20 protein-coding genes are annotated in these 25045 nt (G+C 67.9%); 12 read left to right on the top strand and 8 right to left on the bottom strand.

What is annotated here, in order from left to right:
- Nucleotides 1-137 precede the first annotated feature (137 nt).
- From ACFOSH_RS38525 to ACFOSH_RS38510, 4 genes are read right to left on the bottom strand one after another with little or no spacing between them, the layout of a single operon-like run.
- Nucleotides 138-1547: a GH1 family beta-glucosidase gene (locus tag ACFOSH_RS38525; RefSeq protein ID WP_378245737.1), complete on the bottom strand. Its 1410-nt coding sequence runs from the start codon at nucleotides 1545-1547 to the stop codon at nucleotides 138-140.
- Complete coding sequence (locus ACFOSH_RS38520) at nucleotides 1544-2389, bottom strand: carbohydrate ABC transporter permease (protein WP_378245735.1); 846 nt, start codon at nucleotides 2387-2389, stop codon at nucleotides 1544-1546. Before ACFOSH_RS38520 ends, ACFOSH_RS38525 begins: the two co-directional genes overlap by 4 nt.
- Nucleotides 2386-3366 (bottom strand): carbohydrate ABC transporter permease, encoded by a 981-nt coding sequence (locus tag ACFOSH_RS38515; protein WP_378245733.1) that lies wholly within the window; start codon nucleotides 3364-3366, stop codon nucleotides 2386-2388. Before ACFOSH_RS38515 ends, ACFOSH_RS38520 begins: the two co-directional genes overlap by 4 nt.
- Before the next feature lie 3 nt (nucleotides 3367-3369).
- Nucleotides 3370-4668: an ABC transporter substrate-binding protein gene (locus tag ACFOSH_RS38510; protein WP_378245731.1), complete on the bottom strand. Its 1299-nt coding sequence runs from the start codon at nucleotides 4666-4668 to the stop codon at nucleotides 3370-3372.
- A gap of 184 nt (nucleotides 4669-4852) precedes the next feature.
- Between ACFOSH_RS38510 and ACFOSH_RS38505 the strand changes: the two genes are divergently transcribed.
- From ACFOSH_RS38505 to ACFOSH_RS38465, 9 genes are all read left to right on the top strand, one after another.
- Nucleotides 4853-5899 carry a LacI family DNA-binding transcriptional regulator gene (locus tag ACFOSH_RS38505; RefSeq protein WP_378245729.1) on the top strand — a complete coding sequence of 349 codons (1047 nt, stop codon included), beginning with the start codon at nucleotides 4853-4855 and terminating at the stop codon, nucleotides 5897-5899.
- Between the two features lie 108 nt (nucleotides 5900-6007).
- Entirely contained in the window at nucleotides 6008-7021 is a 1014-nt protein-coding gene (locus ACFOSH_RS38500) for a LacI family DNA-binding transcriptional regulator (RefSeq protein WP_378245727.1), read from the top strand.
- A gap of 65 nt (nucleotides 7022-7086) precedes the next feature.
- The gene (araB, locus tag ACFOSH_RS38495; RefSeq protein ID WP_378245725.1) at nucleotides 7087-8760 is read left to right on the top strand and encodes a ribulokinase; all 1674 of its coding nucleotides are present in this window, start codon (nucleotides 7087-7089) and stop codon (nucleotides 8758-8760) included.
- Nucleotides 8757-9440: an L-ribulose-5-phosphate 4-epimerase gene (locus ACFOSH_RS38490; protein ID WP_378245724.1), complete on the top strand. Its 684-nt coding sequence runs from the start codon at nucleotides 8757-8759 to the stop codon at nucleotides 9438-9440. The genes araB and ACFOSH_RS38490 overlap by 4 nt, the downstream gene beginning before the upstream one ends.
- Nucleotides 9437-10942, top strand: a complete 1506-nt coding sequence (gene araA, locus ACFOSH_RS38485; RefSeq protein WP_378245723.1) for an L-arabinose isomerase — start codon at nucleotides 9437-9439, stop codon at nucleotides 10940-10942. The genes ACFOSH_RS38490 and araA overlap by 4 nt, the downstream gene beginning before the upstream one ends.
- Nucleotides 10943-10984: 42 nt before the next feature.
- Nucleotides 10985-12106, top strand: a complete 1122-nt coding sequence (gene chvE / locus ACFOSH_RS38480) for a multiple monosaccharide ABC transporter substrate-binding protein (RefSeq protein ID WP_378245722.1) — start codon at nucleotides 10985-10987, stop codon at nucleotides 12104-12106.
- A gap of 5 nt (nucleotides 12107-12111) precedes the next feature.
- Nucleotides 12112-13635 (top strand): multiple monosaccharide ABC transporter ATP-binding protein, encoded by a 1524-nt coding sequence (gene mmsA, locus ACFOSH_RS38475; protein ID WP_378245720.1) that lies wholly within the window; start codon nucleotides 12112-12114, stop codon nucleotides 13633-13635.
- Nucleotides 13636-13638: 3 nt separating this feature from the next.
- The gene (gene mmsB, locus ACFOSH_RS38470; protein ID WP_378245718.1) at nucleotides 13639-14886 is read left to right on the top strand and encodes a multiple monosaccharide ABC transporter permease; all 1248 of its coding nucleotides are present in this window, start codon (nucleotides 13639-13641) and stop codon (nucleotides 14884-14886) included.
- A 139-nt stretch (nucleotides 14887-15025) separates the two neighbouring features.
- Nucleotides 15026-18757, top strand: a complete 3732-nt coding sequence (locus ACFOSH_RS38465; RefSeq protein ID WP_378245716.1) for a glycoside hydrolase family 2 TIM barrel-domain containing protein — start codon at nucleotides 15026-15028, stop codon at nucleotides 18755-18757.
- Nucleotides 18758-18812: 55 nt separating this feature from the next.
- Here ACFOSH_RS38465 and ACFOSH_RS38460 read toward each other — a convergent pair whose 3' ends face one another.
- Nucleotides 18813-20003, bottom strand: a complete 1191-nt coding sequence (locus ACFOSH_RS38460; protein ID WP_378245714.1) for a YbiU family protein — start codon at nucleotides 20001-20003, stop codon at nucleotides 18813-18815.
- A gap of 83 nt (nucleotides 20004-20086) precedes the next feature.
- Here ACFOSH_RS38460 and ACFOSH_RS38455 point away from each other — a divergent pair, with 83 nt between their 5' ends.
- Nucleotides 20087-21163: an ROK family transcriptional regulator gene (locus tag ACFOSH_RS38455; RefSeq protein WP_378245712.1), complete on the top strand. Its 1077-nt coding sequence runs from the start codon at nucleotides 20087-20089 to the stop codon at nucleotides 21161-21163.
- 63 nt (nucleotides 21164-21226) lie between these two features.
- Entirely contained in the window at nucleotides 21227-21631 is a 405-nt protein-coding gene (locus tag ACFOSH_RS38450; RefSeq protein WP_378245710.1) for a hypothetical protein, read from the top strand.
- Here the strand turns inward: ACFOSH_RS38450 and ACFOSH_RS38445 are convergent.
- A complete protein-coding gene (locus ACFOSH_RS38445; RefSeq protein ID WP_378245708.1) occupies nucleotides 21609-22163 on the bottom strand; it encodes a hypothetical protein in 555 nt (184 codons plus the stop codon). The genes ACFOSH_RS38450 and ACFOSH_RS38445 overlap by 23 nt on opposite strands.
- 39 nt (nucleotides 22164-22202) lie before the next feature.
- A complete protein-coding gene (locus ACFOSH_RS38440) occupies nucleotides 22203-22943 on the bottom strand; it encodes a serine/threonine protein kinase (protein ID WP_378245706.1) in 741 nt (246 codons plus the stop codon).
- A gap of 99 nt (nucleotides 22944-23042) precedes the next feature.
- Here ACFOSH_RS38440 and ACFOSH_RS38435 point away from each other — a divergent pair, with 99 nt between their 5' ends.
- Nucleotides 23043-24413 (top strand): MFS transporter, encoded by a 1371-nt coding sequence (locus tag ACFOSH_RS38435; protein WP_378245704.1) that lies wholly within the window; start codon nucleotides 23043-23045, stop codon nucleotides 24411-24413.
- Nucleotides 24414-24830: 417 nt separating this feature from the next.
- On the opposite strand, the gene ACFOSH_RS38430 is transcribed toward ACFOSH_RS38435, so the two are convergent.
- A complete protein-coding gene (locus ACFOSH_RS38430; protein ID WP_378245702.1) occupies nucleotides 24831-25022 on the bottom strand; it encodes a hypothetical protein in 192 nt (63 codons plus the stop codon).
- Nucleotides 25023-25045 lie beyond the last annotated feature (23 nt).

Raw genomic sequence — 25045 nt, 5'->3', positions numbered from 1 at the left:
CACTCGGTCCGAATTGTTCTGTCGCAAGACCAATCGTCCCAAGTCAGAGGGCATCTGCGCGCCTACGACACGATCAACTCACCACAATCATCGGTGGATCCAGGAAAAGTGTCTTGAACGCCCCTTTTCATGACACCTCAGCCCAGCCCGTTCAGGCTGATCGCCCTGGCGTACCAGAGCGCGCTCTGTTTCGGCGTCCGCCGCTGGGTCTCGTAGTCGACGTGCACGAGTCCGAACCGCTTGGCGTACCCCTCGGCCCACTCGAAGTTGTCGAGCAGCGACCAGTAGAAGTACCCGCGAAGGTCGACGCCCGCCTCGATCGCCTCGTACGCGGCACGCAGATGCGAGTCGAGGAAGGCGATCCGGTCGGTGTCCGCGACGTCGCCGCCGACGAGGGCGTCCGGATAGGACGCGCCGTTTTCGGTGATGTACAACGGGATCGGCCGATACTCGCGGTGGAGTCGCAGCAGGCATTCGGTGAGTCGCGAAGGCTGGACTTCCCAGCCCGAGTCGGTGAGCGGCGCCGCCTCGTCGGGGACGAAATGGACGTCGGGGACGCCCAGCCAGTCGGCACCCGCCGGTTCACTGCCGGGCCTCGGGGTGCCCGCGACCTGGTAGCCGCGGTAGTAGTTGATGCCCAGCCAGTCGACGGGGGCGGCGATGGTCGCGAGATCGCCGTCTTGGACGAGTTCGCCGAGCCCCAGCGGAGCGAGGTCTGCGAGCAGGTCGGGCGGGTAGGAGCCGCGGAGGACGGGGTCGAGGAAGAGCCGGTTCTGAAGACCGTCGATCCGGCGTACCGCCTCGGCGTCCACGACCGACGACGGGTCGGCGGCCGACACCGGATACAGGTTCAAGGTCACGCCGGACGAGGCCGCCGGGGCATGCCGCCGCAGGACGTCCATCGCCAGCCCGTGCCCGAGCAGGAGATGGTGCGAGGCCGCGACGGCGGCGCGGGGTTCCCGCCTTCCCGGAGCGTGGATCCCGCGCGCATAGCCCAGCATCGCGGCACACCACGGCTCGTTCAGGGTCGACCAGCGTGCCACCCGGTCACCCAGCCGCGCCACGACCGTTTCGGCGTACTCGGCGAACCGGAAGGCGGTCTCACGCGAGGCCCAGCCGCCCTCGTCTTCCAGCGTCTGGGGGAGATCCCAGTGATACAGCGTCGCCCAGGGCTGGACTCCGGCTTCGAGGAGCCTGTCGACGAGCCGGTCGTAGAACGCGAGCCCTCGCGGATTCGGTGTGCCTCCGTCGGGCCGGATCCGCGGCCACGACAGGGAGAACCGGTACGCGTCGAGCCCGAGCCGCCGCATCAGGTCGACGTCCTCGGCGTAGCGCCGGTAATGGTCGGCGCCCGGTTCGCCGGTGTCGCCGCCGACCACGGCGCCCGGCCTGCGGGCGAAGACGTCCCAGATCGAGTCGGTCCGGCCGTCGGCGGCCGTGGCCCCTTCGACCTGGAAGGCCGCGGTGGCGGCGCCCCACACGAATCCGGGCGGGAACAGCAGCGCGGTCTTCGCCCGGACACTGTCGGGATGAGCGGACATGGTCACCCTTTCACGGCACCTTGCATGATCCCGGCCACGATCTGGCGGCCGAGGAGGAGGAAGACGATGAGGATCGGGATGGTGGCCAGGGTGGTCCCGGCCAGCACCAGCGAGTAGTCGACGTAGTAGCCGCTCTGCAGCTTCTCCAGGGCCAGCTGGACGGTGGGGTTGCCGGCGTCCAGCACGACGAGCGGCCACAGGAAGTCGTTCCACGACGTCATGAACGTGAACATCGCCAGGATCGCGGCCGCCGGGCGGACCGCGGGCAGGCAGACGTTCCAGAAGATCCGGATCATGCTGCACCCGTCGACCCGCGCCGCCTCGATCAGCTCGTACGGCACAGCGTCCACGGTGTACTGGCGCATCCAGAAGACGCCGAACGCCGTCACCAGGTTGGGCACGATCACCGACTGCAGCCCGCCTGCCCAGCCGAACTCCGACATCGCCATGAACAGCGGGATGATGCCGAGCTGGGTCGGGACGGCGAGGGTGACGACGATGAACACGAACAACCCGTTCCGGCCGCGGAACCGCAGTTTGGCGAACGCGAACCCGGCCAGCGCCGAGAACAGCACCGTGGTGAGGGTGACCGTGCCGGAGACGAGCAGGCTGTTCCCGAGCGCCTTCCAGAACGGCACCGTGTCGAACACGCGGGCCGCGTTGGCGAAGAAGTTCCCGCCGGGCAGGAACGGCGGGACCCGTTCGGTGAGCATCCCGCTGTCCCGGCTGGCCACCAGGAACGACCAGTAGAACGGGAAAAGCGAGCCCAGCACGAAGATCGTGAGCACCACGTAGGTCGCCCGGCGTGGTTTGCCCAGTGCCGAGATTCGCGGTTTGAGTGTGGTCATTTCTTTTTCACCGCCGCGAGCCTCCCGGTGAGGAAGAAGTTCACCAGCGCGATCAGCACGATGATCAGGAACAGCACCCACGCGATCGCCGAGGCGTAGCCGAGTTCGTAGTTCTCGAAGGCCGTTTGGTACAGGTACAGCGTCACGGTCTGGAACTGGTTGGACGAACCGCCGTTGTTCGACCCCGGCATGGCGTCGAACAGCTTGGGCTCGGTGAAGATCTGCAGTCCGCCGATCGTCGAGGTGATCGTGACGAAGATCAGCGTCGGCTTCAGCAGCGGAAGGGTGATGTTGAGGAATCGGCGTGCCGCGCCCGCGCCGTCGATGAGGGCGGCCTCGTGCAGTTCTTTCGGAATGGCCTGCATGGCCGCCAGGACGATCAGCGCGTTGTAGCCGGTCCAGCGCCAGTTCACCATGATCGCGATCGCGACATGGCTGCTGAACCGGCCCGCCTGCCAATCGACCGGATCCAGTCCGATGGTCTGCAGCAGGCCGTTGACCAGGCCGTATTTCGGTCCGAACAGGTTCGCGAAGATGATCCCGAGCGCCACCAGGCTGGCGGCGTAGGGAAGCAGCACACCGACGCGCCAGCCTGTCGCCCCGCGCAGCCTGGCGCTGAGCAGCGCGGCGAGGAGCACCGCGATGATCAGCTGGGGGACGCTGGAGAGCAGGAAGATGCTGACGGTGTTCTCGAGCGCGTTCCAGAACTGCGTGTCGGCGAACAGTTCCTTGAAGTTGTCCAGCCCGATGAAGTCCGGAGCGTCGTCACCCGCCTCCCAGCTGAACAGCGACACGTAGGCCGTGTACAGCAGCGGGAACAACCCGACGATCCCGAACACGAGGAAGAACGGGGCGATGTAGAGGTACGGGGAGACCCTGACATCCCACCGGCTGAGGCGGTGGCGGAGGGTGGGCCGGGGTGACGTGCGCACCCCGGCCTTCCCCTCGTCCGGCGCGATCTTGTCGACGACGGTCATCGGTCAGCGCGTGATCTTCTTCGCGGCGTCGAGCAGTTGCGTCCAGCCCGCGTCCGCCGATTTGCCCTGTTCGACGGCCTGTAGCGCCGGGCTCGACGCGTTCTCCTGGATCTGGCCGTCACCAGGGCCCTTGTACTGGGGCTTGGCGACCTTCTTGGCCTGCTCGGCGAACAACTGGCCGATCTTCGCGCCACCGAAGTAGGCGTCGGTCTCGCTCAGCAGTGCCGGGTCTTCCAGCGCCTTGACCTGGCTGGGGAAGGTGCCCTTCGCCTGGAACGCCTTGATCTGCTGTTCGGGCGCGGTCAGCCAGGCGGCGAGTTCGGCCGCCTCCTTCGGGTGCTTCGACTGCGTCGGCACGGTCAGGTACGAACCGCCCCAGTTCCCGCCGCCACCGGGGAAGGCCGCGGTGACGGCCCACTTGCCGGCGTTCTCCGGGCCGGAGTGCTCTTCGATCACGCCGAGCATCCAGGCGGGACATACCTTAGTGGCGAAAGCGCCCTGTTTGAACCCGGAGTTCCACTCGTTGCTGAACGCGGTGAGCTTGGCCGACTGTCCTTTCGCGACTGCACCGGTCACCTTGGTCCAGGCGTCCTTGATGCCCTGGTTCGAGTCCAGCGTCGGCTTGTCGTCGCTCCCGATGTACCCGGTGGGGAGCTGGTTGACCATGGCGTTGAAGTTCTGCGCCGCCGAGTCGAACCACGCCTTGCCGCCGGCCTTGGCGACGTACTGGTCACCCGCGGCGAAGTAGCTGTCCCAGGTCGCGAACAGCGGTTTGACCGCCTCGGGATCGGTAGGCAGGCCCGCCGCCTCCAGCATGTCCTTGCGGTAGCACATGGCCAGTGGGCCGATGTCCGTCCCGTAGCCGATGACCTTGCCGTCCTTGGTCTTCGCCGCGTCGTACTTCCAGCCGAGCCAGCGGTCGGGGGAGGCGTCCGCCGGGCCGATCTTGGGCAAGTCGTTGAACTTCGAGCCCTTGTCGAGGACGTTCGACAGGTGCCCTTCCTCGACCGCCGTGACGTCCGCGAGGCCGGAACCTGCCGCGAGCTTCGTGATCAGGTCCTGGTGGTACGGCCCGCCCTGGCCGGTCTTCCGGTGGGTGATCTTGATGTTCGGGTGCAGCCGTTCGTACTCGGGAATGAGCTCCTCGTAGCCGAACTCGGTGAACGTCGCCAGTGACAGCTCGACCTTCGCGTTCGGGTCCGACGCGGCGGGCGTCCCGCCGTCGTCACCGCCGCACGCCGCCAGGCCGAACGTCATCGTGATACCCAGTGCCAGCACCAGGCCGTTCCGGATGCTTCTCACGTCGTTGTCCCTTGCTGATGGGGGTGGAGGAGAAACTGGGAGCGCTCCCAGGAGTGCGCAGAGTCTGTCCTTCGAAGCGAGATCGTGTCAAGGGCTTGTAATGAGAGTGTTTCCGACAGGGGAGCGCTCTCAGTGCCGATGGCCGACGGACACTAAGCTGTCGGTGTCCGGATGACGTTGAAGGATGAAGGTGACGCGGGTGGGGGCTCGACCAGAGGAAGACGGCAGGCCGACACTGGAAGACGTCGCCGCGTCCGCCGGGGTCAGCCGGTCGACGGCGTCGCGGGCGCTGAACGACGATGGCTACGTCAGCGCGCGTTCGCGGGAGAAGGTCCAGGTCGCGGCCCGCGAACTCGGCTACTCGCCGAACCAGGCCGCCCGGTCGCTGGTGACCAGGCGGACCGGCGCGGTCGCGGTCGTCCTGTCGGAGCCGGAGGCGCGGCTGCTCGACGACCCGTACCGCACCGCGGTCATGCGAGCGGGCTATCGCGAGCTCGCCGACATCGGCTGTCAGATGGTCTTGATCTTCAGTGACACCCGCGAAGACCTCGATCGCACGGTCCGGTTCCTCGACGGCGGGCACGTCGACGGCGTGCTGGTGTTCGCGCCTCACCGGACCGATCCGTTGCCCAAGGCGTTGCGGCAGTTGAGGATCCCGGTGGTCTACGGCGGGCAGGCGGCCGGGCTCAAACGCGGTGTCCACGTCGTCGACTTCGACAACGAGGGCGGCGCGAAGCTGGCTGTCGCGCACCTGGTCGAGGCGGGCCATCGGCGGATCGCCACGATCGCCGGCCCGCAGGACCAGAGCGCCGCGATCGACAGGCTTTCCGGCTGGCGCAAGACCCTGCTCGACGCCGGTCTCGACCCGGCGGACCTGGTCGAGGAGGGCGACTTCACCCTGACCGGCGGCGCGAAGGCGATGTCGAACCTGCTCAAACGGCGTCCCGACCTCGACGCCGTCTTCGTGGCCAGCGACATGATGGCCCTGGGCGCGCTCCGCACCCTGCATTCCGCCGGACGGCGGATCCCCTCGGACGTCGCCGTCGTCAGCTTCGACGACAACGCGACACTGGCGCCGGAGATGGACCCGCCGCTGACGTCGGTCCACCAGGACCCGAGGGAACAGGTCCACGCGATGGTCGAGACATTGCTGGCGGTCATGGACGACCGGGATCTCAAGCCCCGCCAGCGGATCTTGCCGGTCTCGCTCACGCATCGCGCCTCCAGTTGAGCCGGGGGGCCGTGACCCGACTGTGACTCGGGGAGCGCTTGACCCGGGTCGTGTTATCGCTAACACTTGCGGCACTCGTCAGACGGTACCGGCACTGGGAGACAGGCGATGGCGCGCGACACCACCGAGGGCAAGCAGGCCAGTCTCACCGACGTGGCCGCGCTCGCGGGCGTTTCGCATATGACGGTGTCCCGGGTCATCAACGGCACCGGACCGGTCCGCGCCGAGACACGGGTCCGGGTCAACGCCGCCATCGACCAACTGGACTACCGGCCGAACTCGGTCGCCCGCGCGCTGGTCACCGGCCGCTCGGGCACGCTCGGCGTGGTCGCGCTGGAGGCCAATCTCTACGGTCCGGCCAGCACCCTGAGCGGGATCGAGCACGCCGCCCGCGAGGCGGGCTACGCGACGACCATAACGAGTATCAGCCGTCCGGGCCGGTCTTCCATCGCCGACGCCGTGGAGCGTTTGCGGTGCCAGGCCGTCGAAGGCATCGTCGTGATCGCGCCGCATGTCACCGCGGGGCGCGCGCTGGAGGCGGCGCCCAGTGACGTGCCGCTCGTCGCGGTCGGCGGCGGGGAGAAGGCGCCGGTACCGGTGATCTCCGTCGATCAGTACGACGGCGCGCGGCGCGCGACCGAACATCTTCTCGGTCTCGGGCACGAGACCGTCTGGCACGTGGCCGGACCCGAAGACTGGCTGGAGGCGCTCGACCGCGAGCGCGGCTGGCGGGAGACCCTGAGCCGGCGCGGCGCGCGGATCCCGCCCGTCATCCGGGGCGACTGGAGCGCGCGTTCCGGGTACACGGCCGGGCGGTCCCTCGTCGGGGAGAAGGGGCTGGACGCGGTGTTCGTGGCCAACGACCAGATGGCCCTCGGTTTCCTCCGTGCCTGCACCGAGGCCGGGGTGAACGTGCCGGGGGAGATGCGCGTCGTCGGCTTCGACGACGTACCCGAGGCGGCGTACTACACGCCACCGCTGACGACGGTGCGCCAGGACTTCGTCGAAGTCGGCAGGCGTACGTTCGACCTGCTCCGCCGCCGGATGAACGGTGGCGAAGAACGAGCCCGCGACCTGGTGGTCCCCGAGTTGATCGTGCGGGAGAGCACGGGTATTTCGTGAGCCCGATGCCTGCCCGGACAGGTGCTTCACGGCAAAGTGTTAACGCTAACATCGCAGGAGAAGAAGTGAGTTCAAGGGAACCGCTGGTCATCGGCGTCGACTTCGGGACACTGTCCGGCCGCGCCGTCGTCGTCCGAGTCCGCGACGGCGCCGAACTGGGCAGCGCGGTTTCGGAGTACCCGCACGGCGTGATCGACAGGATCCTGCCGTCGACAGGCAGGGGTCTGCCGCCGGACTGGGCGCTGCAGGTGCCCTCGGACTACGTCGACGTCCTCCGCGCCGCCGTGCCGGAAGCGATCCGCGCGGCCGACGTCGATCCCGCCGACGTGATCGGGATCGGCACCGACTTCACCGCCTGCACCATGGTGCCGACCACCGCCGACGGTGTCCCGCTGTGCGAACTGCCCGAGTTCGCCGGCGATCCGCATGCGTACGTGAAGTTGTGGCGGCACCACGCCGCGCAACCGCAGGCGGACCGGATCACCGCGCTGGCAACGAAACGCGAGGAGTCCTGGTTGCCGCGCTACGGCGGCCTGATCTCGTCGGAATGGGAGTTCGCCAAAGCGCTGGAGGTCTTCGAAGAAGCGCCCGAGGTCTACGCGCGGATGCGGCACTGGGTCGAACTGGCCGACTGGATCGTCTGGCAGCTCACCGGAACCTATGTCCGCAACGCCTGCACGGCCGGGTACAAGGGGATCCTCCAGGACGGCAGGTACCCGGACGCGAACTTCCTGGAGGAGCTGGCTCCCGGCTTCGGGTCCTTTGTGGACGAAAAGCTCGAACATCCGCTGGGCGCCCTCGGGGACAAGGCGGGAACCCTGAACGCGCGGGCCGCCGAGTGGACCGGGCTGCGCGAGGGGATCGCGGTCGCCGTCGGGAACGTGGACGCGCATGTCACCGCACCCGCGGTCCAGGCCGTCGCGCCGGGGCAGATGGTCGCGATCATGGGCACCTCGACCTGTCACGTGATGAACGGCGCCGAACTGCGCGAGGTGCCGGGGATGTGCGGCGTCGTCGACGGCGGGATCGTCTCCGGGCAGTGGGGGTACGAGGCGGGCCAGAGCGGTGTCGGCGACATCTTCGCCTGGTTCGTCGAACACGGCGTCCCGGCGTCCTATGTGGACGACGCCCGTGAGGCTGGGATCTCGATCCACGAACTTCTCACCCGGCTCGCGGCCGTGCAGGAGATCGGGGAGCACGGTCTCGTCGCCTTGGACTGGCACAGCGGCAATCGTTCGGTGCTGGTCGACCACGAGCTCTCCGGGGTCGTCGTCGGGCAGACGCTCGCGACCCGCGCCGAGGACACCTACCGGGCGCTCCTGGAGGCGACCGCGTTCGGCACCAGGATGATCGTCGAGACCTTCGAACGGTCGGGTGTCCCGGTGACGGAACTGATCGTCGCCGGCGGCCTGGTCAAGAACGCCCTGCTGATGCAGATCTACGCCGACGTCACGAACCTGCCGCTCTCGGTGGCGGGATCCGCGCAGAGCCCCGCGCTGGGCTCGGCGATCCACGCCGCCGTCGCCGCGGGCGCGCATCCGGACGTCCCCGCCGCGGCGGCCGCGATGGGCTCGGTCCGCCGTGCCGTCCACAGGCCGATCGCCGAGAACGTCAAGGCCTACGACGACCTCTACACCGAGTACGCCGCGCTGCACGACTACTTCGGCCGCGGCGCCAACGACGTCATGCACCGCCTCGCCGCCCGGCGGCGTTCGGTCCGGAAAGGACTGCACCGATGAGCCTCGCCGTGGAGGTCACGGACACCTTCGAAGAGCTGCGGGACACCGTCGCCCGGCTGCACGGCGAGCTGACGAGGTACGAACTGGTCATCTGGACGGCGGGCAACGTGTCGGCCCGCGTCCCCGGCCACGACTTGATGGTGATCAAACCGTCCGGAGTGTCCTACGACGCGCTGACCGCCGACGCGATGGTCGTCACCGACCTGTACGGCGAGGTCGTCCACGGAGAGCTCGCGCCTTCGTCGGACACCGCCGCGCACGCCTATGTCTACCGGCATCTGCCCGAGGTCGGCGGCGTCGTCCACACGCATTCGACCTACGCCACCGCGTGGGCGGCGCGCGGGGAAGCGATCCCTTGCGTCCTCACGATGATCGCCGACGAGTTCGGCGGGGAGATCCCGGTCGGGCCGTTCGCGCTGATCGGGGACGACTCGATCGGCCGCGGCATCGTCGAGACGTTGCGGTCCAGCCGGTCGCCCGCGGTCCTGATGCGCAACCACGGTCCGTTCACCGTCGGCCGGACAGCCGCGGACGCGGTCAAGGCCGCGGTGATGGTCGAAGACGTCGCCAGGACCGTCCACATCGCCTCCGCGCTCGGGAAACCGGAGCCACTGTCCGAACAGGACATCGACCGGCTCTACGCGCGCTACCAGAACGTCTACGGGCAGGGAGAGAAGTGAGCGCACAGCGGAAGACCGAGGTCTGGTTCCTCACCGGGAGCCAGAGGCTCTACGGCGAAGAGACCCTGGAACAGGTCGCGGGCCAGTCCCTGCAGATCCAGCGGATGCTGGCCGACACCGGCCGGATCTCGGCCGAGCTCGTCGCGAAACCGGTGCTCACCGAGCCCTCGGCGATCCGGCGGGTGATGCTCGAAGCGAACGCGGACGACGCCTGCGTCGGCGTGATCGCGTGGATGCACACTTTCTCGCCTGCCAAGATGTGGATCACCGGGCTGGACGCGCTGCGGAAACCTTTGCTGCATCTGCACACCCAGCTGAACGAGGCGCTGCCGTGGCGGTCCATCGACATGGACTTCATGAACCTGAACCAGGCCGCGCACGGGGATCGCGAGTTCGGCTACATCCAGACACGGCTCGGCGTGGCCCGCAAGACCATCGCGGGGCACGCGGCGGATCCGGCGGTGGCGACGCGGATCGACGCGTGGGTCCGCGCCGCCGTCGGACGGCAGACGCTCGGCACGCTCAAGCTCGCGCGTTTCGGTGACAACATGCGTGACGTCGCCGTCACCGACGGGGACAAGGTCGAGGCGGAACTGAAGTTCGGCGTCTCGGTGAACACCTACGGCGTCAACGAACTCGCCGCGCTCGTCGACGCGGCACCGGAAGACGAGGTCAGCACACTGGTCGAGGAGTACGCCGACGCGTACACGCTCGCGCCGGAACTGGCCAAGGGCGGCGAACGGCACGATTCGCTGAGGTACGCGGCCCGGATCGAGCACGGCCTCCGCACGTTCCTCACCCGGGGCGGGTTCGGCGCTTTCACCACGAACTTCGAGGACCTCGGCGGCCTGCGCCAGCTCCCGGGTCTCGCCGTGCAGCGGCTGATGGCCGACGGCTTCGGTTTCGGCGGAGAGGGCGACTGGAAGACGTCCGCGCTGCTGACAGCGGTGAAGGCGATGGGCCGCGAATCCGAACGCGGAACGTCCTTTATGGAGGACTACACCTACCACTTCGGCCCCGGCGAACCGAAGATCCTCGGCGCGCACATGCTCGAGGTCTGCCCGAGTATCGCCGCCGCGCGTCCGTCGTGCGAGATCCACCCGCTCGGCATCGGCGGCCGTGAGGACCCGGTCCGGCTGGTCTTCGATGCCGCTCCCGGCGACGCCGTCGTGATCGGCATGGCCGACCTCGGCGACCGGTTCCGCCTGGTGGCCAACGAGGTCGAGGTCGTCAGCCCGGACCAGCCGCTGCCGAACCTGCCTGTCGCGCGCGCGGTCTGGAAGCCGTCGCCGTCGCTGGCGACCTCCGCCGAGGCCTGGATCACCGCGGGCGGGCCGCACCACACGGTGCTCACCCAGGCCGTCGGCACGGAAGCGATCCGCGATCTCGCCACGATGCTCGACGTCGAGCTGCTGGTGATCGACCACGCGACGACACCGGAGTCGATCGCGGACCGGCTGCGCTGGAACCAGGCGTACCACCGGCTCGCACAGGGTTTTTAGAAGCAGGGTTTTTGGTTCGGTCCCCACCGGAGAGAAGGAACAATGAAGTTCACGAAACTGGCCGCGCTGGCCATCACCGCCGGCCTGGCGCTCTCGGCCTGCGGTTCGAGTGAGAAGACCGGCGAACAACAGCAGGCGGCGGGCGGGGCGGAGGGTGGTCTCGTCGGCGTCACCATGCCGACCAAGTCGTCGGAGCGCTGGATCCACGACGGCGACAACATCAAGGCGGCGCTGGAGAAGCTGGGCTACAAGGTCGACCTCCAGTACGCCGAGGACGACATCCCCACCCAGGTCAACCAGATCGAGAACCAGATCACCAAGGGCGCCAAGCTGCTCGTGATCGCCTCGATCGACGGCACCGCGATCACCACCCAGTTGCAGGAGGCCGCGGACAAGAAGATCCCGGTCATCGCCTACGACCGGCTGATCCGCAACACTCCCAACGTCGACTACTACGCGACCTTCGACAACTTCAAGGTCGGCGTGCAGCAGGCGACGTCGCTGCTCGTCGGGCTGAAGGTGCTCAAAGCGGACGGTTCTCCGGGCGAAGCCAAGGGACCGCTGAACGTCGAGCTGTTCGCCGGTTCGCCGGACGACAACAACGCGACCTTCTTCTTCAACGGCGCCATGTCGGTGCTGAAGCCGTACCTGGACAACGGGACGCTGGCCGTCAAGAGCGGCCAGACCGCGTTCAACGTCGCGGCGATCCTGCGCTGGCAGGCCGCGACCGCGCAGCGGCGCATGGAAGACCTGCTGACCAAGACCTACAGCTCCGGTGCCAAGGTGCAGGGCGTGCTTTCGCCGTACGACGGGCTTTCCATCGGGATCCTCTCGGCGCTCAAGAGCAACGGGTACGGCACCCCGGGACAGCCTTACCCGGTCGTGACCGGGCAGGACGCCGAGGTCGCGTCGGTGAAGTCCATCATCGCCGACGAGCAGTACTCGACCATCTTCAAGGACACCCGCAAGCTCGCCGACACCACGGTCAAGATGGCCGACGCGGTGCTCAAGGGCGGCAAGGCCGAGACCAACAACACGACCGACTACAACAACGGGCAGAAGGTTGTCCCGGCGTTCCTGCTGGACTCGGTGATCCTGAACAAGGGGAACTACCAGAAGGAACTCATCGACTCCGGTTACTACAAAGCGGAACAGCTGAGGTAGTCGACGTGACCGACGAAATCCTTCGGATGCGGGGGATCACCAAATCCTTCCCCGGGGTCAAGGCACTGCAGGACGTGAACCTTTCGGTGCGCCGGGGCGAGATCCACGCGATCTGCGGCGAGAACGGCGCGGGCAAGTCCACGTTGATGAAGGTGCTCTCGGGCGTCTACGCGCACGGCTCGTACGACGGCGAGATCGTCTTCGACGGCGAGCCGTGCGCGTTCACCGCGATCCGGGACAGCGAACGCCGCGGCATCGTGATCATCCACCAGGAACTCGCGCTGTGCCAGCAGCTGTCCATCGCGGAGAACATCTTCCTCGGCAACGAGAAGTCGCGCGGTGGCCTGATCGACTGGAACCGGACCAACCAGCGGGCGGGCGAGCTGATGCGGCGTGTCGGCCTGCGGGAGAACCCGGTGACGCCGGTGCTCGACATCGGTGTCGGCAAACAGCAGCTGGTGGAGATCGCCAAGGCACTGTCCAAAGAGGTCAAACTGCTGATCCTCGACGAGCCGACGGCGGCGCTCAACGACGACGATTCGGCGCATCTGCTCGAACTGCTGCGCGGACTCCGTGACGACGGCGTCACCTGTGTCCTGATCTCGCACAAGCTCAACGAGATCGCCGCGATCGCCGACTCGATCACCATCCTGCGTGACGGCAGGACGATCGAGACGCTGGACGCGGCTGCCGTCACCGAAGATCGGATCATCGCCGGGATGGTCGGGCGGAAGCTCGAAAACCGTTTCCCGCCAAGGGAACCGCGAATCGGCGACGAGGTGCTCCGGATCGAGGACTGGACCGTGCACAGCCCCACCCAGCACGGCCGGGTGGTCGTCGACGGCGCGAGTCTCACCCTGCGGCGCGGCGAGATCGTCGGGCTGGCGGGACTGATGGGCGCCGGGCGGACCGAACTCGCGATGAGTGTGTTCGGCCGCTCGTACGGCAAGGACATCTCCGGCCGTCTGGTCAAGGACGGCAAGGAGATCGAGGCCAGGACCGTCGGCGAGGCTGTCGCGCACGGGCTCGCTTATGCCACCGAGGACCGCAAGCGCTACGGGCTCAACCTCATCGAGGACATCCAGCGCAACGTCTCCGGCGCCGCGCTCGGCAAACTCGCCCGGCGGGGCTGGGTGGACGAGAACGAGGAACACCGTGTCGCCGAGGAGTTCCGCAAGAGCATGAACATCAAGGCGCCGGACGTGAAGAGCGTGACGGGCACGCTGTCCGGCGGCAACCAGCAGAAGGTCGTGCTGTCCAAGTGGATCCTGACCGATCCGGACGTGCTGATCCTCGACGAGCCGACCCGCGGCATCGACGTCGGCGCGAAGTACGAGATCTACACGATCATCAACCGGCTCGCCGACGAGGGGAAGGCCGTGCTGGTCATCTCGTCGGAACTGCCGGAGCTCATCGGCCTGTGCGACCGGATCTACGCGTTGTCGGCCGGCCGGATCACCGGTGAGGTCGGCCGGGCCGAGGCGACGCAGGAGGTCCTCATGCGCGCGATGACCAGGGAACAGGAGTAAGTCATGAGTACCGCCTCCGCGGACACCGTCGCCGTCGCCCCGGATCCGAAGGGAGCCGCCCCGCCCCGCGCGCCGCGGCGGATCTCGTTCAACCCGCGCCAGAGCGGGATCTACGTCGCGTTCGCGCTGATCGTCGTGCTGTTCTCGATCCTCACCGGCGGCGCGCTGCTGGAGCCGCAGAACATCTCGAACCTGATCGTGCAGAACTCGTACGTGCTGATCCTCGCGATCGGCATGATCCTGATCATCATCGCCGGTCACATCGACCTGTCGGCGGGGTCGGTGGTGGCCTTGACCGGCGCGATCTCGGCCGTGCTGATGGTGAACGTCGGGATGGCGTGGCCGTTCGCGCTGCTCATCACCCTGGTCGTCGGCGCGGTGATCGGCGCGTGGCAGGGGTACTGGGTCGCCTACTTCGGGATCCCCGCGTTCATCGTGACGCTGGCGGGGATGCTGATCTTCCGCGCGCTGACCCTGACCGTGCTGGGGAACCAGGGGATCGGCCCGTTCCCGGACGCCGTGCGGACGCTGGCGAACGGCTTCACTGGTGGCTACCTCGGCAACATCGGCCTCGGCCCGCTCGGCGGCGCGGACCTGGTCAGCCTGCTGGTCGGTGTCCTCGCGATCGGCGGCGCGATCTTCTCGCAGTGGCGCAAGCGGACGGCCCGCCTGAACTACCTGCAGGAGGTCGACCCGCTGCCGATGTTCCTGCTGAAGATCGCCGCGTCGGCCGCCGTCGTGCTGTTCGTGGTGGTCCAGCTGGCGCGGTACAAGAACCTGCCGTGGGTGCTGATCCTGCTGTCCGTGCTGGTCATCGGCTATTCGCTGGTGACGACGCGGGCCGTGTTCGGCCGCCACGTCTACGCCATCGGCGGGAACCTGCAGGCCGCGACGCTGTCCGGGGTGAAGGTCAAGGCGGTGACGTTCTGGATCTTCGTCAACATGGGCGTGCTGTCCGCGATCGCCGGCGTCATCGTCGCCGGACGGCTCAACCAGGCCGGGCCGACCGCGGGCAACATGTTCGAACTCGACGCGATCGCCGCGGCCTTCATCGGCGGCGCCGCCGTCCAGGGCGGGGTCGGCAAGGTGGTCGGCGCGATCACCGGCGGCCTCATCATGGGCGTCATCAACAACGGCATGTCCCTGATCGGTGCGCCGACCGAGAGCGTGAACCTGGTCAAGGGATTCGTGCTGCTCGCCGCCGTCGCCTACGACATCTGGACCAAGCGGCGGGCCCGGACCGCCGCTTGACCGCCACCTGTTCGGCCTACGACCTTGGAAGGATCTTGGTCTTCCGTCCCGGGGTCGTGGTGCGAGATCGTCAACGTTGTCAGCTTCCTGCTCAGCTGAACTCCCTGGGAGGTCGAACGCAGTGCTGCGCTTACGCCCCATGGTCCTTGTCCTGGCGGTTCTCGCCGGTTCCCTGGTCGCGGCCGGATCACCCGCCGCGGCCGGGGGACCGCCGGGTGACGTCCAGTCCTATCTCGACGATCCACGAAAGGTCTCGGAAGGACAGGAGCCGCCGCACGCCTTCCTGCGTCCGTACGCGGACGTTTCCGCCGCCGTCCGCCGGGACGAGCGGAGCCCGTACACCCGGTCGCTCGACGGCAAGTGGCGGATCGCGATGGCGGACAACCCGTCCCAGGTCCCGGCGGGATTCCACGACGACGGCTACGACGCGTCGAGCTGGCGTGAGGTGTCCGTGCCGCACACGTGGCAGACGGACGGCCTGGACCACCCGATCTTCCGCAACATCGCCACCGAGATCCAGCCGGACGACCCGCCGCGCGTCCCGCGTGACGTCAACCCGACCGGCGCCTATGTCCGCGACTTCGACCTGCCCGCGGACTGGACGACGCGCGAGACCTTCCTGCGCTTCGACGGTGTCACCTCGGCCTACTTCGTCTGGGTCAACGGCAAGTACATCGGCTACGACCAGGGTGGGTACACGCCGGCCGAGTTCGACATCTCGTCCGCGCTGCGGCCGGGGGCGAACCGGATCGCCGTCCAGGTGCACCGCTGGAGCGCGGGCGCCTACCTGGAGGACGTCGACCAGTGGCGGTACTCGGGCATCTTCCGCTCGGTGACCCTGCACTCGGCGCCGGGGACGTTCATCCAGGACGTCGGGCTGACAACCGATCTGGACGCGACCTACACGGACGCCACCCTCAAGGCCGTCGTCGAGGTCACCACCAAACCCGGCGGGACGACGGGCAAGCACCGCGTCGGGTTGAGCCTGCGCGACGCCGCGGGCAAGGAGGTCGCGGCGTCCGGCGGAGACGTCGATCCCGGTGGCAAGACCTCGCTGAGCCTGCCTGTCCGCGACCCGGCGAAGTGGACCGACGAGACACCGAACCTCTATACGGCCGTCCTCACGTTGACCGCCCCCGACGGCAAGGTCACACACATCACCAGCGAGACGGTCGGATTCCGCGAGATCGAGATCCGTGACAAACAGTTGCTGGTCAACGGGAAGCGTGTCCTGTTCAAGGGCGTCAACCGGGCGGAGACCGATCCCGACCACGGCAGGCACGTTCCCCGCGCCGCGCAGGAACGCGACGTCGCGCTGATGAAGCAGCTCAACGTCAACGCCGTCCGCACCTCGCACTACCCGTCGGACCCGTACTTCTACGAACTGGCCGACCGGAACGGGCTCTGGATCGACGACGAGATCGACATCGAGACCCACAACCACGAGAACTGCGCGAGCTACTGTCAGGCGAACGACCCGGCCTGGCGTGACGCGTTCTTCGACCGCATGATCGGCATGGTCGAACGGGACAAGAACCATCCGAGTGTCTTCCTCTGGGACACCGGCAACGAGGCCGGTCTCGGCGCGCATCACTTCGCCCTGGCGGAATGGCTGAAGGCGAACGAGCCGACCCGGCCGATCTACCACCAGTCGAACAGCCCCGACGGCGACGCGCCCTTCGCCGACGTCTGGGGGCCGCGCTATCCGTCTCCGGAGAAGTTCGCCGAACAGGCGAAGAACACCACCAAACCGCTGATCTTCGGCGAGTACGCCCACGCGATGGGCAACAGCCTGGGGAACTTCCGGGAGTTCTGGGACACCATCCGGGCGAATCCGCAGACCCAGGGCGGGTTCATCTGGGACTGGGCGGAACAGAACATCCGGCAGCGGATCCGGACCACGCCCGATTCCTCCGGCAACGATATCTCGGCACACGTCACCGGCAAGCCTGACCTGGTCGACGGCCATCGCGGCAAGGCGCTGGGACTGTCCGGATTGGACGATTTCGTCGAGGTCTACCGCGACCGGAAACTCGACATCACCGGCAAGGCGCTGACCCTCGACGCCTGGGTGAAGCCGGGCAAATGGACCGGTGACTTCCGCATCCTCGGCAAGGGTGACCACCAGTACGCGCTCAAGATGAAGACACAGGACACCCTGGAGTTCTTCATCCACAGTGGAACGTGGCAGGCGGTCCAAGCCAAGGTGCCCGCCGACTTCTACGAGCTCTGGCACCGGGTGAGCGGCACCTACGACGGCACGGCCCTGCGGCTCTACCTCGACGGCAAGGAGATCGGGAGCAAACCGTTCACCGGCGCGATCGACTCGTCGTCGGCGGAGGTCAACATCGGCCGTGACTTCGAGACGTCGTGGAACGACCCGTCGAGCATCGGCTGGATGGGGCGCGGCGCCGTCGACGACGTCCGCATCTATGACAAGCCGCTGTCCGCTGCGGACTTGTCCGGTGCGAATCCGGTGGGCGGCGCGGTCCTGGCGCTGGACTTCGACAACGTCACGGACCGGGGGAGTCACCTGTCCTATGGCTCCAGTCTGTCCGGTGTGGACGGTCTGATCGGTTCGGATCGTTCGGCGCAGCCGGAGACCGCGCAGATGGCGTGGGCGCACCAGCCGCTCCGGTTCGCTTATTCCAGTGGTGCGCTGTCGGTGACCAACGAGCGGCAGTTCAAGGGCACCGACGAGCTGAACCTGCGTTGGCGGATCCAGGAAGGCTCCCGGATCGTCGCCCGCGGCGAACAGCCGTTGCGGGTCGCCGCCGGTTCGACCGGACAGGTCTCCCTGCCGGTGCCGCCGAACCCCGCGGACCGCGAGCGGTTCCTCGCCGTCGAGGCGGTGACGACCCAGGGCGAACCGATGCTCGCACGGGGACATGTCCTGGCGCACGACCAGTTCACCTTGGGCGGCAAGCGAGTCCCGGGCCTGGACCGGACGCCGCTCGGCGGGAAGTCCGTCGACGTCGTCGAGGACGCGGGTTCGGTGACCGCGTCGGCGGCCGGTGTCACGTACAAAGTGGACAAAGCCAGTGGTGCGCTGACGTCGATCCGGCACCAGGGCAAGGAACTGCTCACCGGCGGGCCGAAGCTCGACGCGTGGCGGGCGCCGATCAGCAACGAGACCTTCGCGTGGGGACGGGCCGAGGGCGAGGACTGGCGCAAGGCCGGGCTGGACCGGCTGAAGACCACGGTCACGGGTGTCCGGGTCGAGAAGGACGGCTCGCGAAGCGTGCGGGTGATCGTGGACAGCCGGGTCGCGGCGCCGGACGTCGCCGGGGCGTGGTTCGACCAGACGATGACCTACACCGTCGACCGGACCGGGACGCTGAGCCTCGGCAACCGGGTGGTGCCGCAGGGGAGCGTGCGCACTCTGCCGTACCTGCCCCGGATCGGTGTCTCGCTGGCGGTGCCGGATCGGTATGACCGCTTCGCTTGGTACGGGCGGAAAGCCGAGAGCTACGTCGACCGCAAGGACGGGACGCCGATCGGCGTGCAGTCGAGCACGGTGGACCAGCAGTACGTCGAGTACCACCGGCCGCAGGATCACGGGAACCACACCGACAGCCGGTGGGCGCTGCTCACCGACGGCCGGACCGGCGGCCTGCTGGTCGGGGGAGCGAACGACGTCAGCGTGACGCCGTTCGACGACCTCGACCGGGCGGCGTACCCGTTCCAGTTGCAGCGCAACAAGGGCTGGTTCACGCTGCACGCGAGCCACGCGGTGACCGGGGTCGGGGACACGCCCAACCCGGTGCGGGAACGCAGCCAGGTCCAGCAGGACAGCACGTACGAGTACACGCTTTCGCTGCGGCCGCTGACGGCGCAGGAAGCGCGGGCGGGGCTGCCCACCGGCGGCTGATCTTCCGGCCTCGTGAGTGGTGAGGACGGTTCTGACCGTCCTCACCACTCACGAGTCAGACCCAGCCCGCTTCGTAATTCTCGGGCGCGAAGTCGCCGGGACTGGCCCCGGCGCGAAACGCTTCTTCACACTGTGCGGCGTAAGCGGCGTTCTTTTCGCAGTACGGGCTCGCCGGGATGTACATGACGTTCCCCCAGCCCTTCTGGTCCTCGACCTCGGCGACGGAGTGGATCACGTCCCCGTGCCACCAGACGGTGTCGCCGGGCTCGACCACGGGGATCGGCGTGAGCGCGGGCAGCAGCGGCGCGTGCCAGCGTTCGTTCACCGGCAGGGCCTCCCCGTTCGCCGAGCCGCAGAGATCGTCTTCGGCGACGTCGCCCTGCAGGGCGCGCAACAGCAGGTAGACCATCGCGGACGGGATCGGCACGGCGTGCAGGACGCCTTCGGTGGGCCGCATGTCGGACAACGCCGTCCAGCCCTGGAAGGTGCGGAACGCCGAGCACATCACGGTGGAGGGGAACTCGTGGACTTCGGTCCGGTACGCGGCGTCCCACGGGTCGTAGGCGTCGATGTCGCCGTCGAAGACGTGGCGGAAGACGTTCTGGTAGGCGGGTAGCAGCCAGCGTTCGACCGATCCTGAATCGGTGTGCGCGGACAGGCCGGAGGAGCTCGTCCCGGGAGCGCGGCGGCGGACCCGGTCGGGGTACGAGGTGTCACGGGTGGGGTCGAACCACACCCTGCCCTCGGATTCGTGCTTCCAGAAGCCGTTGAGGAAGCCGCGAACCGTGGCCATGTTGGCGTCTTCGCGCGCTTCCCGCTGCGGCCGGGACCAGTAGATCGGGTAGATCGACGGCTTGGTGGCGGCGAGCCCGCCGAACACGCCGTCGTCGAGATACCGATACGCCTTCTCGAACTCGTTGCGCTCCAGGTAGTCCACCAGTTCGCGGTCCCAGGCCTCGGCCCGCTCGCGGGGGAAGGTGTTCTTGACGACCGCGCAGCCGCGGCGGCGGACGGCCTCGACCAGGTCTTCGGGCACGGTGCCGTCGGCGACGTCCTCGAACAGGATGACCGGCCAGACCTCCTCGTCGCTTTCGCGGAGGGCGACGATCTCGGCGACTTCGGCACGCATCAGTTCCTCGGCCCTGGCGAACGCGGCCGCGACGTCTCCGACGCGGGCGCGGAGTCGCGCCTTGGTCTCGCGGATGGCGGCAGGGACGTCCGCGGGGAGTTCGGTGGTCAGGGTCATCGCTGAACCTCCGGTGATTTGGTAATGTCACCTAACTAGAACCGTCCAGTCAAGGTAGACCGGCGAAAGAGGGGAGCGCAAGGGTGCCGTCGCCGCAAGCCGTCCTGCGTGAGGCCACCGATCGCCGCTTGCTCGAGGAGGTCGTGACTCGGGGCCGGGTCACGAGGGCCGAACTCGCCGCGACGACAGGGCTTTCGAAACCCACGGTCTCCGAAGCCGTGCGCCGCCTGACCGAAGGCGGTCTGCTGGAGGCGACAGGAGCGCAGGAAACCGGGCGGCGGGGGCGGGTCGGCACGTTCTACGAACTGGGTCCGGCGGCGGGCTGGGTGCTGGCCATCGAGGTCGGCCAGTCCGGGGTGCGGGCCTGGTCGGCCGATCTGGCGGGCGCGGTGCTGCGCGAACACGAGCGGCCTGCCGGTGCCGAGGTAGCCGCGGCCCTCCTGTCGATCGCGTCCGAAGCGGTGACCCAAGCGGGAGAAGGGATCTTGCGCGCTGTCGCCGTGTCGATGGCCAACCCGGTCGACCCCGGGACGCACGACGTCATCGCCCTCCCGGATTCGCCGTTTCCCGAAGGCCTCATGAGTCCCGCGGACACTCTCGCCGGCGTCGTGGCGGCGCCGGTGTGGGTGGACAACGACGTCAATCTCGCCGCGCTCGCCGAACAACGCGCCGGTGGCGCCGTCGGGGTGTCGAGTTTCGCCTACGTCTTCGTGGGCCCGGGTCTCGGCGTCGGGCTTTATCTCGGCGACAGGCTGATCCGCGGGGCGCACGGCCTGGCGGGGGAGATCGGGTATCTGCCCGGCGCCGGATCGGGCACCCTCGCCGCCGAACTCGCTGCCGGGATCGGCGGTCCGGACGCGCCGTCGAACGATGTCGAAACGGCCTTGCGGATGCTGGACAACGGCGACACCGAGACGCTCGGATGTGCTGTCGCGCGGGCGGTCGCGTCGGTCACCGCCGTGGTCGATCCGGAACTCGTGTTGCTCGGCGGCCCGGTCGGCTGCCATCCGGCTCTCCTGGAACCGGTGCGCGCCGCGCTTCCGCCGAGTCCCACCCGGCTCGAATACGGGACACTCGGCACCCTCGCCTCACTCCACGGGGCGACATATTCGGCGCTGGAACACGCACGGGCCGCCGCTGTCCGGGTGATGTCGGCCTGAGCCCGGTATCTCCACCCGTGTAGTCGCTAGTCTTGATCTTCGACTGCGAGGGAGACTGAATTCATGGCGGAATGGGCCGATCTGGTCGCGTTCGTACGGCACGAATATCGAGTGATAAAGGATGAACCGGACGAAGTTCGCATCCGGTTGTCCTACGGCGACGACGATTACGAAGAGCGTGCCCAGACCGTGGTCATCGCGCGGGAGATCTTCGACCGCCGCGAAGACTGGGTGCAGATCGCGACGCCGTTCGCGCGGGTCGACGAGGTCGACCTGGCGACCGTGCTGACCGAGATCGGCAACACGATCGTCGTCGGCGGACTGGTGGTCATGGGAGAACACCTGGTGCTGCGCCATTCCCTGCCGCTGGTGAACCTCGACATCAACGAGTTCACCGACCCGCTCGAACTCGTCGCGGGTTCGGCGGAACTGCTGGAGCAGCAGTTCACCGGACGCGACGACTACTGAGCCCGGTGACCTCTTCGAAGGAGGTCACGCGTTCACATTCTTCTTCGGTGAGTTTGTCGATCGCTGCCCGGTACGCCTGAGCTTGGGCCGTACTGGGCAGTTCACCCTTGAGAAGAAGCGGAAGTCCGAGTTCGAAGCCGCACCTGGCGCGCGCTCCGTAACGATGCCGCGTGCGAGCGACGGCGGTGGCGACGCGGAGCCCGTGCTCGGTGCCCGGCGGTGTCGCGGGCCGGTCGGTTTCGACGGCGGCGAACCGGAAACCGTTGGCGTGATCGCATTTCTCGCAGCCTGCGGGACCCGCGCCGAGTCCGTTGCCGCAGTCACCGCAGGACAACCTGTCGAGGGCGGCGTCGACCACTCGCCACCCGAACGCGGACGTGTCGGCGACGACCATTTCGGCGAGGTCGGTTTCCTCTTTCGCGCCGGCGGTGACGCCGTATTCCACGAGGAGCAGCCGCCAACGGTCCGCGATGGTCGCTTCGACGGCGGCCAAGGCCTCGGCGGGGCGGCCGCCGCGCGGAAGGGCGGTCATGAGCGGGACTCTAAACCGCGCTCGCCCTGACCGCGATCGCTATTTCGCGCTGAGCAGGGTGTCGGCGTCGATGCGGAGCTGACCATCGCGGGGAACGACCGTCAGCTCGTGGGTTTCCGTCGGGGAGGGGCGGCCGTCGCGATAGTGCAGCGTGATGCGGACCCGGACGGTCTTCGCGGAGGTGGCCGACGCGCTGTGTACGTCCACCGCACTGATCCTGCCCCAATGGGCTTCGTAGTCGCTCAGGCCGCGGCGCTGGAGATTCGGCCCGATGAGCGGCCAGCCCGCCTGAGTGTCCGGCATCAGGCGGTAATAGCCGGTGACGAACCGGGCGATGTCTTCGTTCGCGGCGGCGCGGGGCAAGGTGGAAGTCGTGGTGGTCGTCGACGACGGTGGCGGTGTCAAACGCGGCTCGATCACTGCGGGGAGCGGTGTACCGGCGGTCTGAAGGGAGCCCGCGAAGTGGACTCCCACGAAAATGGCCGCCAGCAACGAGCCCGAGACCCCCAGGATCAGGAACACCAGCCAGACGTTGACCTGTGACCGCTGGAAGTTGTAGACGTTCGTGGTGCCGGCGGACTTCGCGCCGTCGCCGTCGCGGCGGGCGAGGACCTGCGAGATTCCGCTGATCAACCCGGTCGCGACGGTGAACGCGACGACGAGACCCCAGGCCAGGAAATTGGTCTTGAGATCGGTCGCGAAATTGATCGTGGTGCCGAGGGCGGCGGCGATGACGGCGCCGAGCAAGGACCAGATCCACACCGAACCCGCCCGCTTCAAGGTCGTCCCCTTCGTCGTGCCGAAGCCATCGGCTTACAACTCGCGGACCGGACAGGCCTCGTTACGACGGCCGGGATCCGTGGCCCTATCGTGATCGGCGTGCGTGCACTGGGCGGGGCGGCGATGAGTTCTTCCAAATGGGGCGGGCTCGCGGCGCTGCTCGCGGGATTCTTCGTGCTCCTGCTCGACACGACGATCGTCGCCGTGGCGAGTCCGAGCATCCAGGCCGATCTCGGCGGGGACGTCGCCGCGCTGTTCTGGGTGACGGCGGGCTATCTGCTGGCGTTTTCGGTCCCGCTGCTGGTCGCCGGTCGGCTCGGCGACCTCTTCGATCCGAAGCGCGTCTACCTCGTCGGCATGGCGGGCTTCGCGGTGTCCTCCGCGCTGTGCGGGCTCGCGCCCTCGATCGAGTGGCTCATCGTCTTCAGAGTCCTGCAAGGTCTGGCCGCGGCCGCGATGTCCCCTCAACCGCTCACGCTGATCCGGCGGCTGTTCGCCGAGGACGAGCGAGGTCGCGCGTTCGGCATCTGGGGTTCGGTCGCCGCGGCCGCCACCCTGCTTGGCCCCATCCTGGGCGGGCTGCTGGCGGCGAGCCTCGATTGGCGCTGGATCTTCTGGATCAACGTTCCCCTCTGCGGTATCGCCGTCGTGCTAGGGATTCGCCTGATTCCGGGCAGCCGGGGAGGCGTCGCCCGATTCGACCTGCTCGGTGCCGCCTTGAGTACGGCAGGTCTGAGTCTTCTCGTGTGGGCGCTGCTGTCCTGGAGCCCTCTTTCGCTGCCCGCGGCGGTCGTCGCCGTCGTGCTGCTCGTCGGTTTCTATTTCCGAGAGCGCGCCGAAGGAGCGGACGCGCTCGCACCTCTTCAGCTCTATCGCTCGTCCGGCTACCTGTTCGCGAGCCTCGCGATGGCGTCCCTCGGCGTGACTGTCCTCGCGATGGCGCTGCCCACCATGCTCTACATCCAAGAGGCGCGCGGTTTCGGGCCGCTCGAGGCCGCGATGGTCCTGGCGCCGGACGCCGTCGTCGCGGTCCTGCTGTCGCCACCGGCCGGCCGCTGGGTCGACAGAGCGGGCGGGCGCCGACCGGCGATACTCGGCATGAGCCTGCTCGCGGCGAGTCTGCTGCTCATGGGTCTCGTGGTCGTGCTGCAGTTGAACCCTTGGTGGATCACGGGGGGAGCCGCGCTTCTGGGCGCTGCCAACGCGATGGCCTGGTCGCCGCTGTCCGCGATCGCGATGGCGTCGGTGGATCCGGACGCGGCGGGTGGGGCGTCCGGCCTGTTCAACACGGTGAGGCAGGTGGGTGCGGTGGCGGGGGTGGCGATGACCGGCGCGATCCTGGCGGGGCTCCCCTCACGGCCCGTCTTGGCCTTCGGTGTCGTGTTCGGACTCATCCTTCTTGTCGCTGCCGGTGGTGTTGTCGCCGCTTTTCGGCTTCCTGAGAAAGTGTCGGCGGTCAATCCAGTGTGAATGCCTTTCACTTTTGACATGTTTACTTGGCGTTATTTTCCGAATCACCCTTTAGGTGTTGGCGCTCTATTTTCGTAGTCACTTAAAATTGGGAACACATGTTCGACCGTAGTGGCGTATTGTGGAGGGGTGTCCGAGACTGTTCTTCCTGAGTTGCCGCAGGAGTTGTGGCGTGCTGGCAAGCTGGAGCTTGCGCATGGCGTGCGGCAGTTCCTGCAGATGATGCGGGTCGCGTCCGCCTAACCCGGGCAAGCTCAGACCCGCACGAGGCTGTCGACCGGATCGACGGTGAAGGAATCAGGACACTCAACGTCCCAATTCCTTCACCGTCGCAAGACAACCCGGTCCCGGACCTTGATCAACGGAAGATCAGGGACGTTGAGTGTCCCGGATCCTCCGTTGATCAAGACCGAGGGGTTACTGGACTTCCCGCACCGCCCGAGAGTCCCACCAGGTCAGGACCCGCGTGCCGTGCAAAGTCAGCCATTTCGACGGCTCACCAGCCGCGACGTCGACCTCGAACCACACCCGTCCCGCGTGCCGGTGGGCCTGCAGCCAGGTCCCGTCCAGCTGCCGGGCGGCGCGGATGAGTTCGACGGCTTCAGCCATCCGCGGGTCCGGAGCCGTCCCAG

Origin of the sequence: Amycolatopsis speibonae, from assembly GCF_042647925.1 — a bacterium.
GTDB classification, from domain to species: Bacteria; Actinomycetota; Actinomycetes; order Mycobacteriales; family Pseudonocardiaceae; genus Amycolatopsis; species Amycolatopsis speibonae.
The sequence above is the reverse complement of the archived record's forward strand: the minus strand, read 5'-3'. Positions and strand labels throughout refer to the sequence as shown.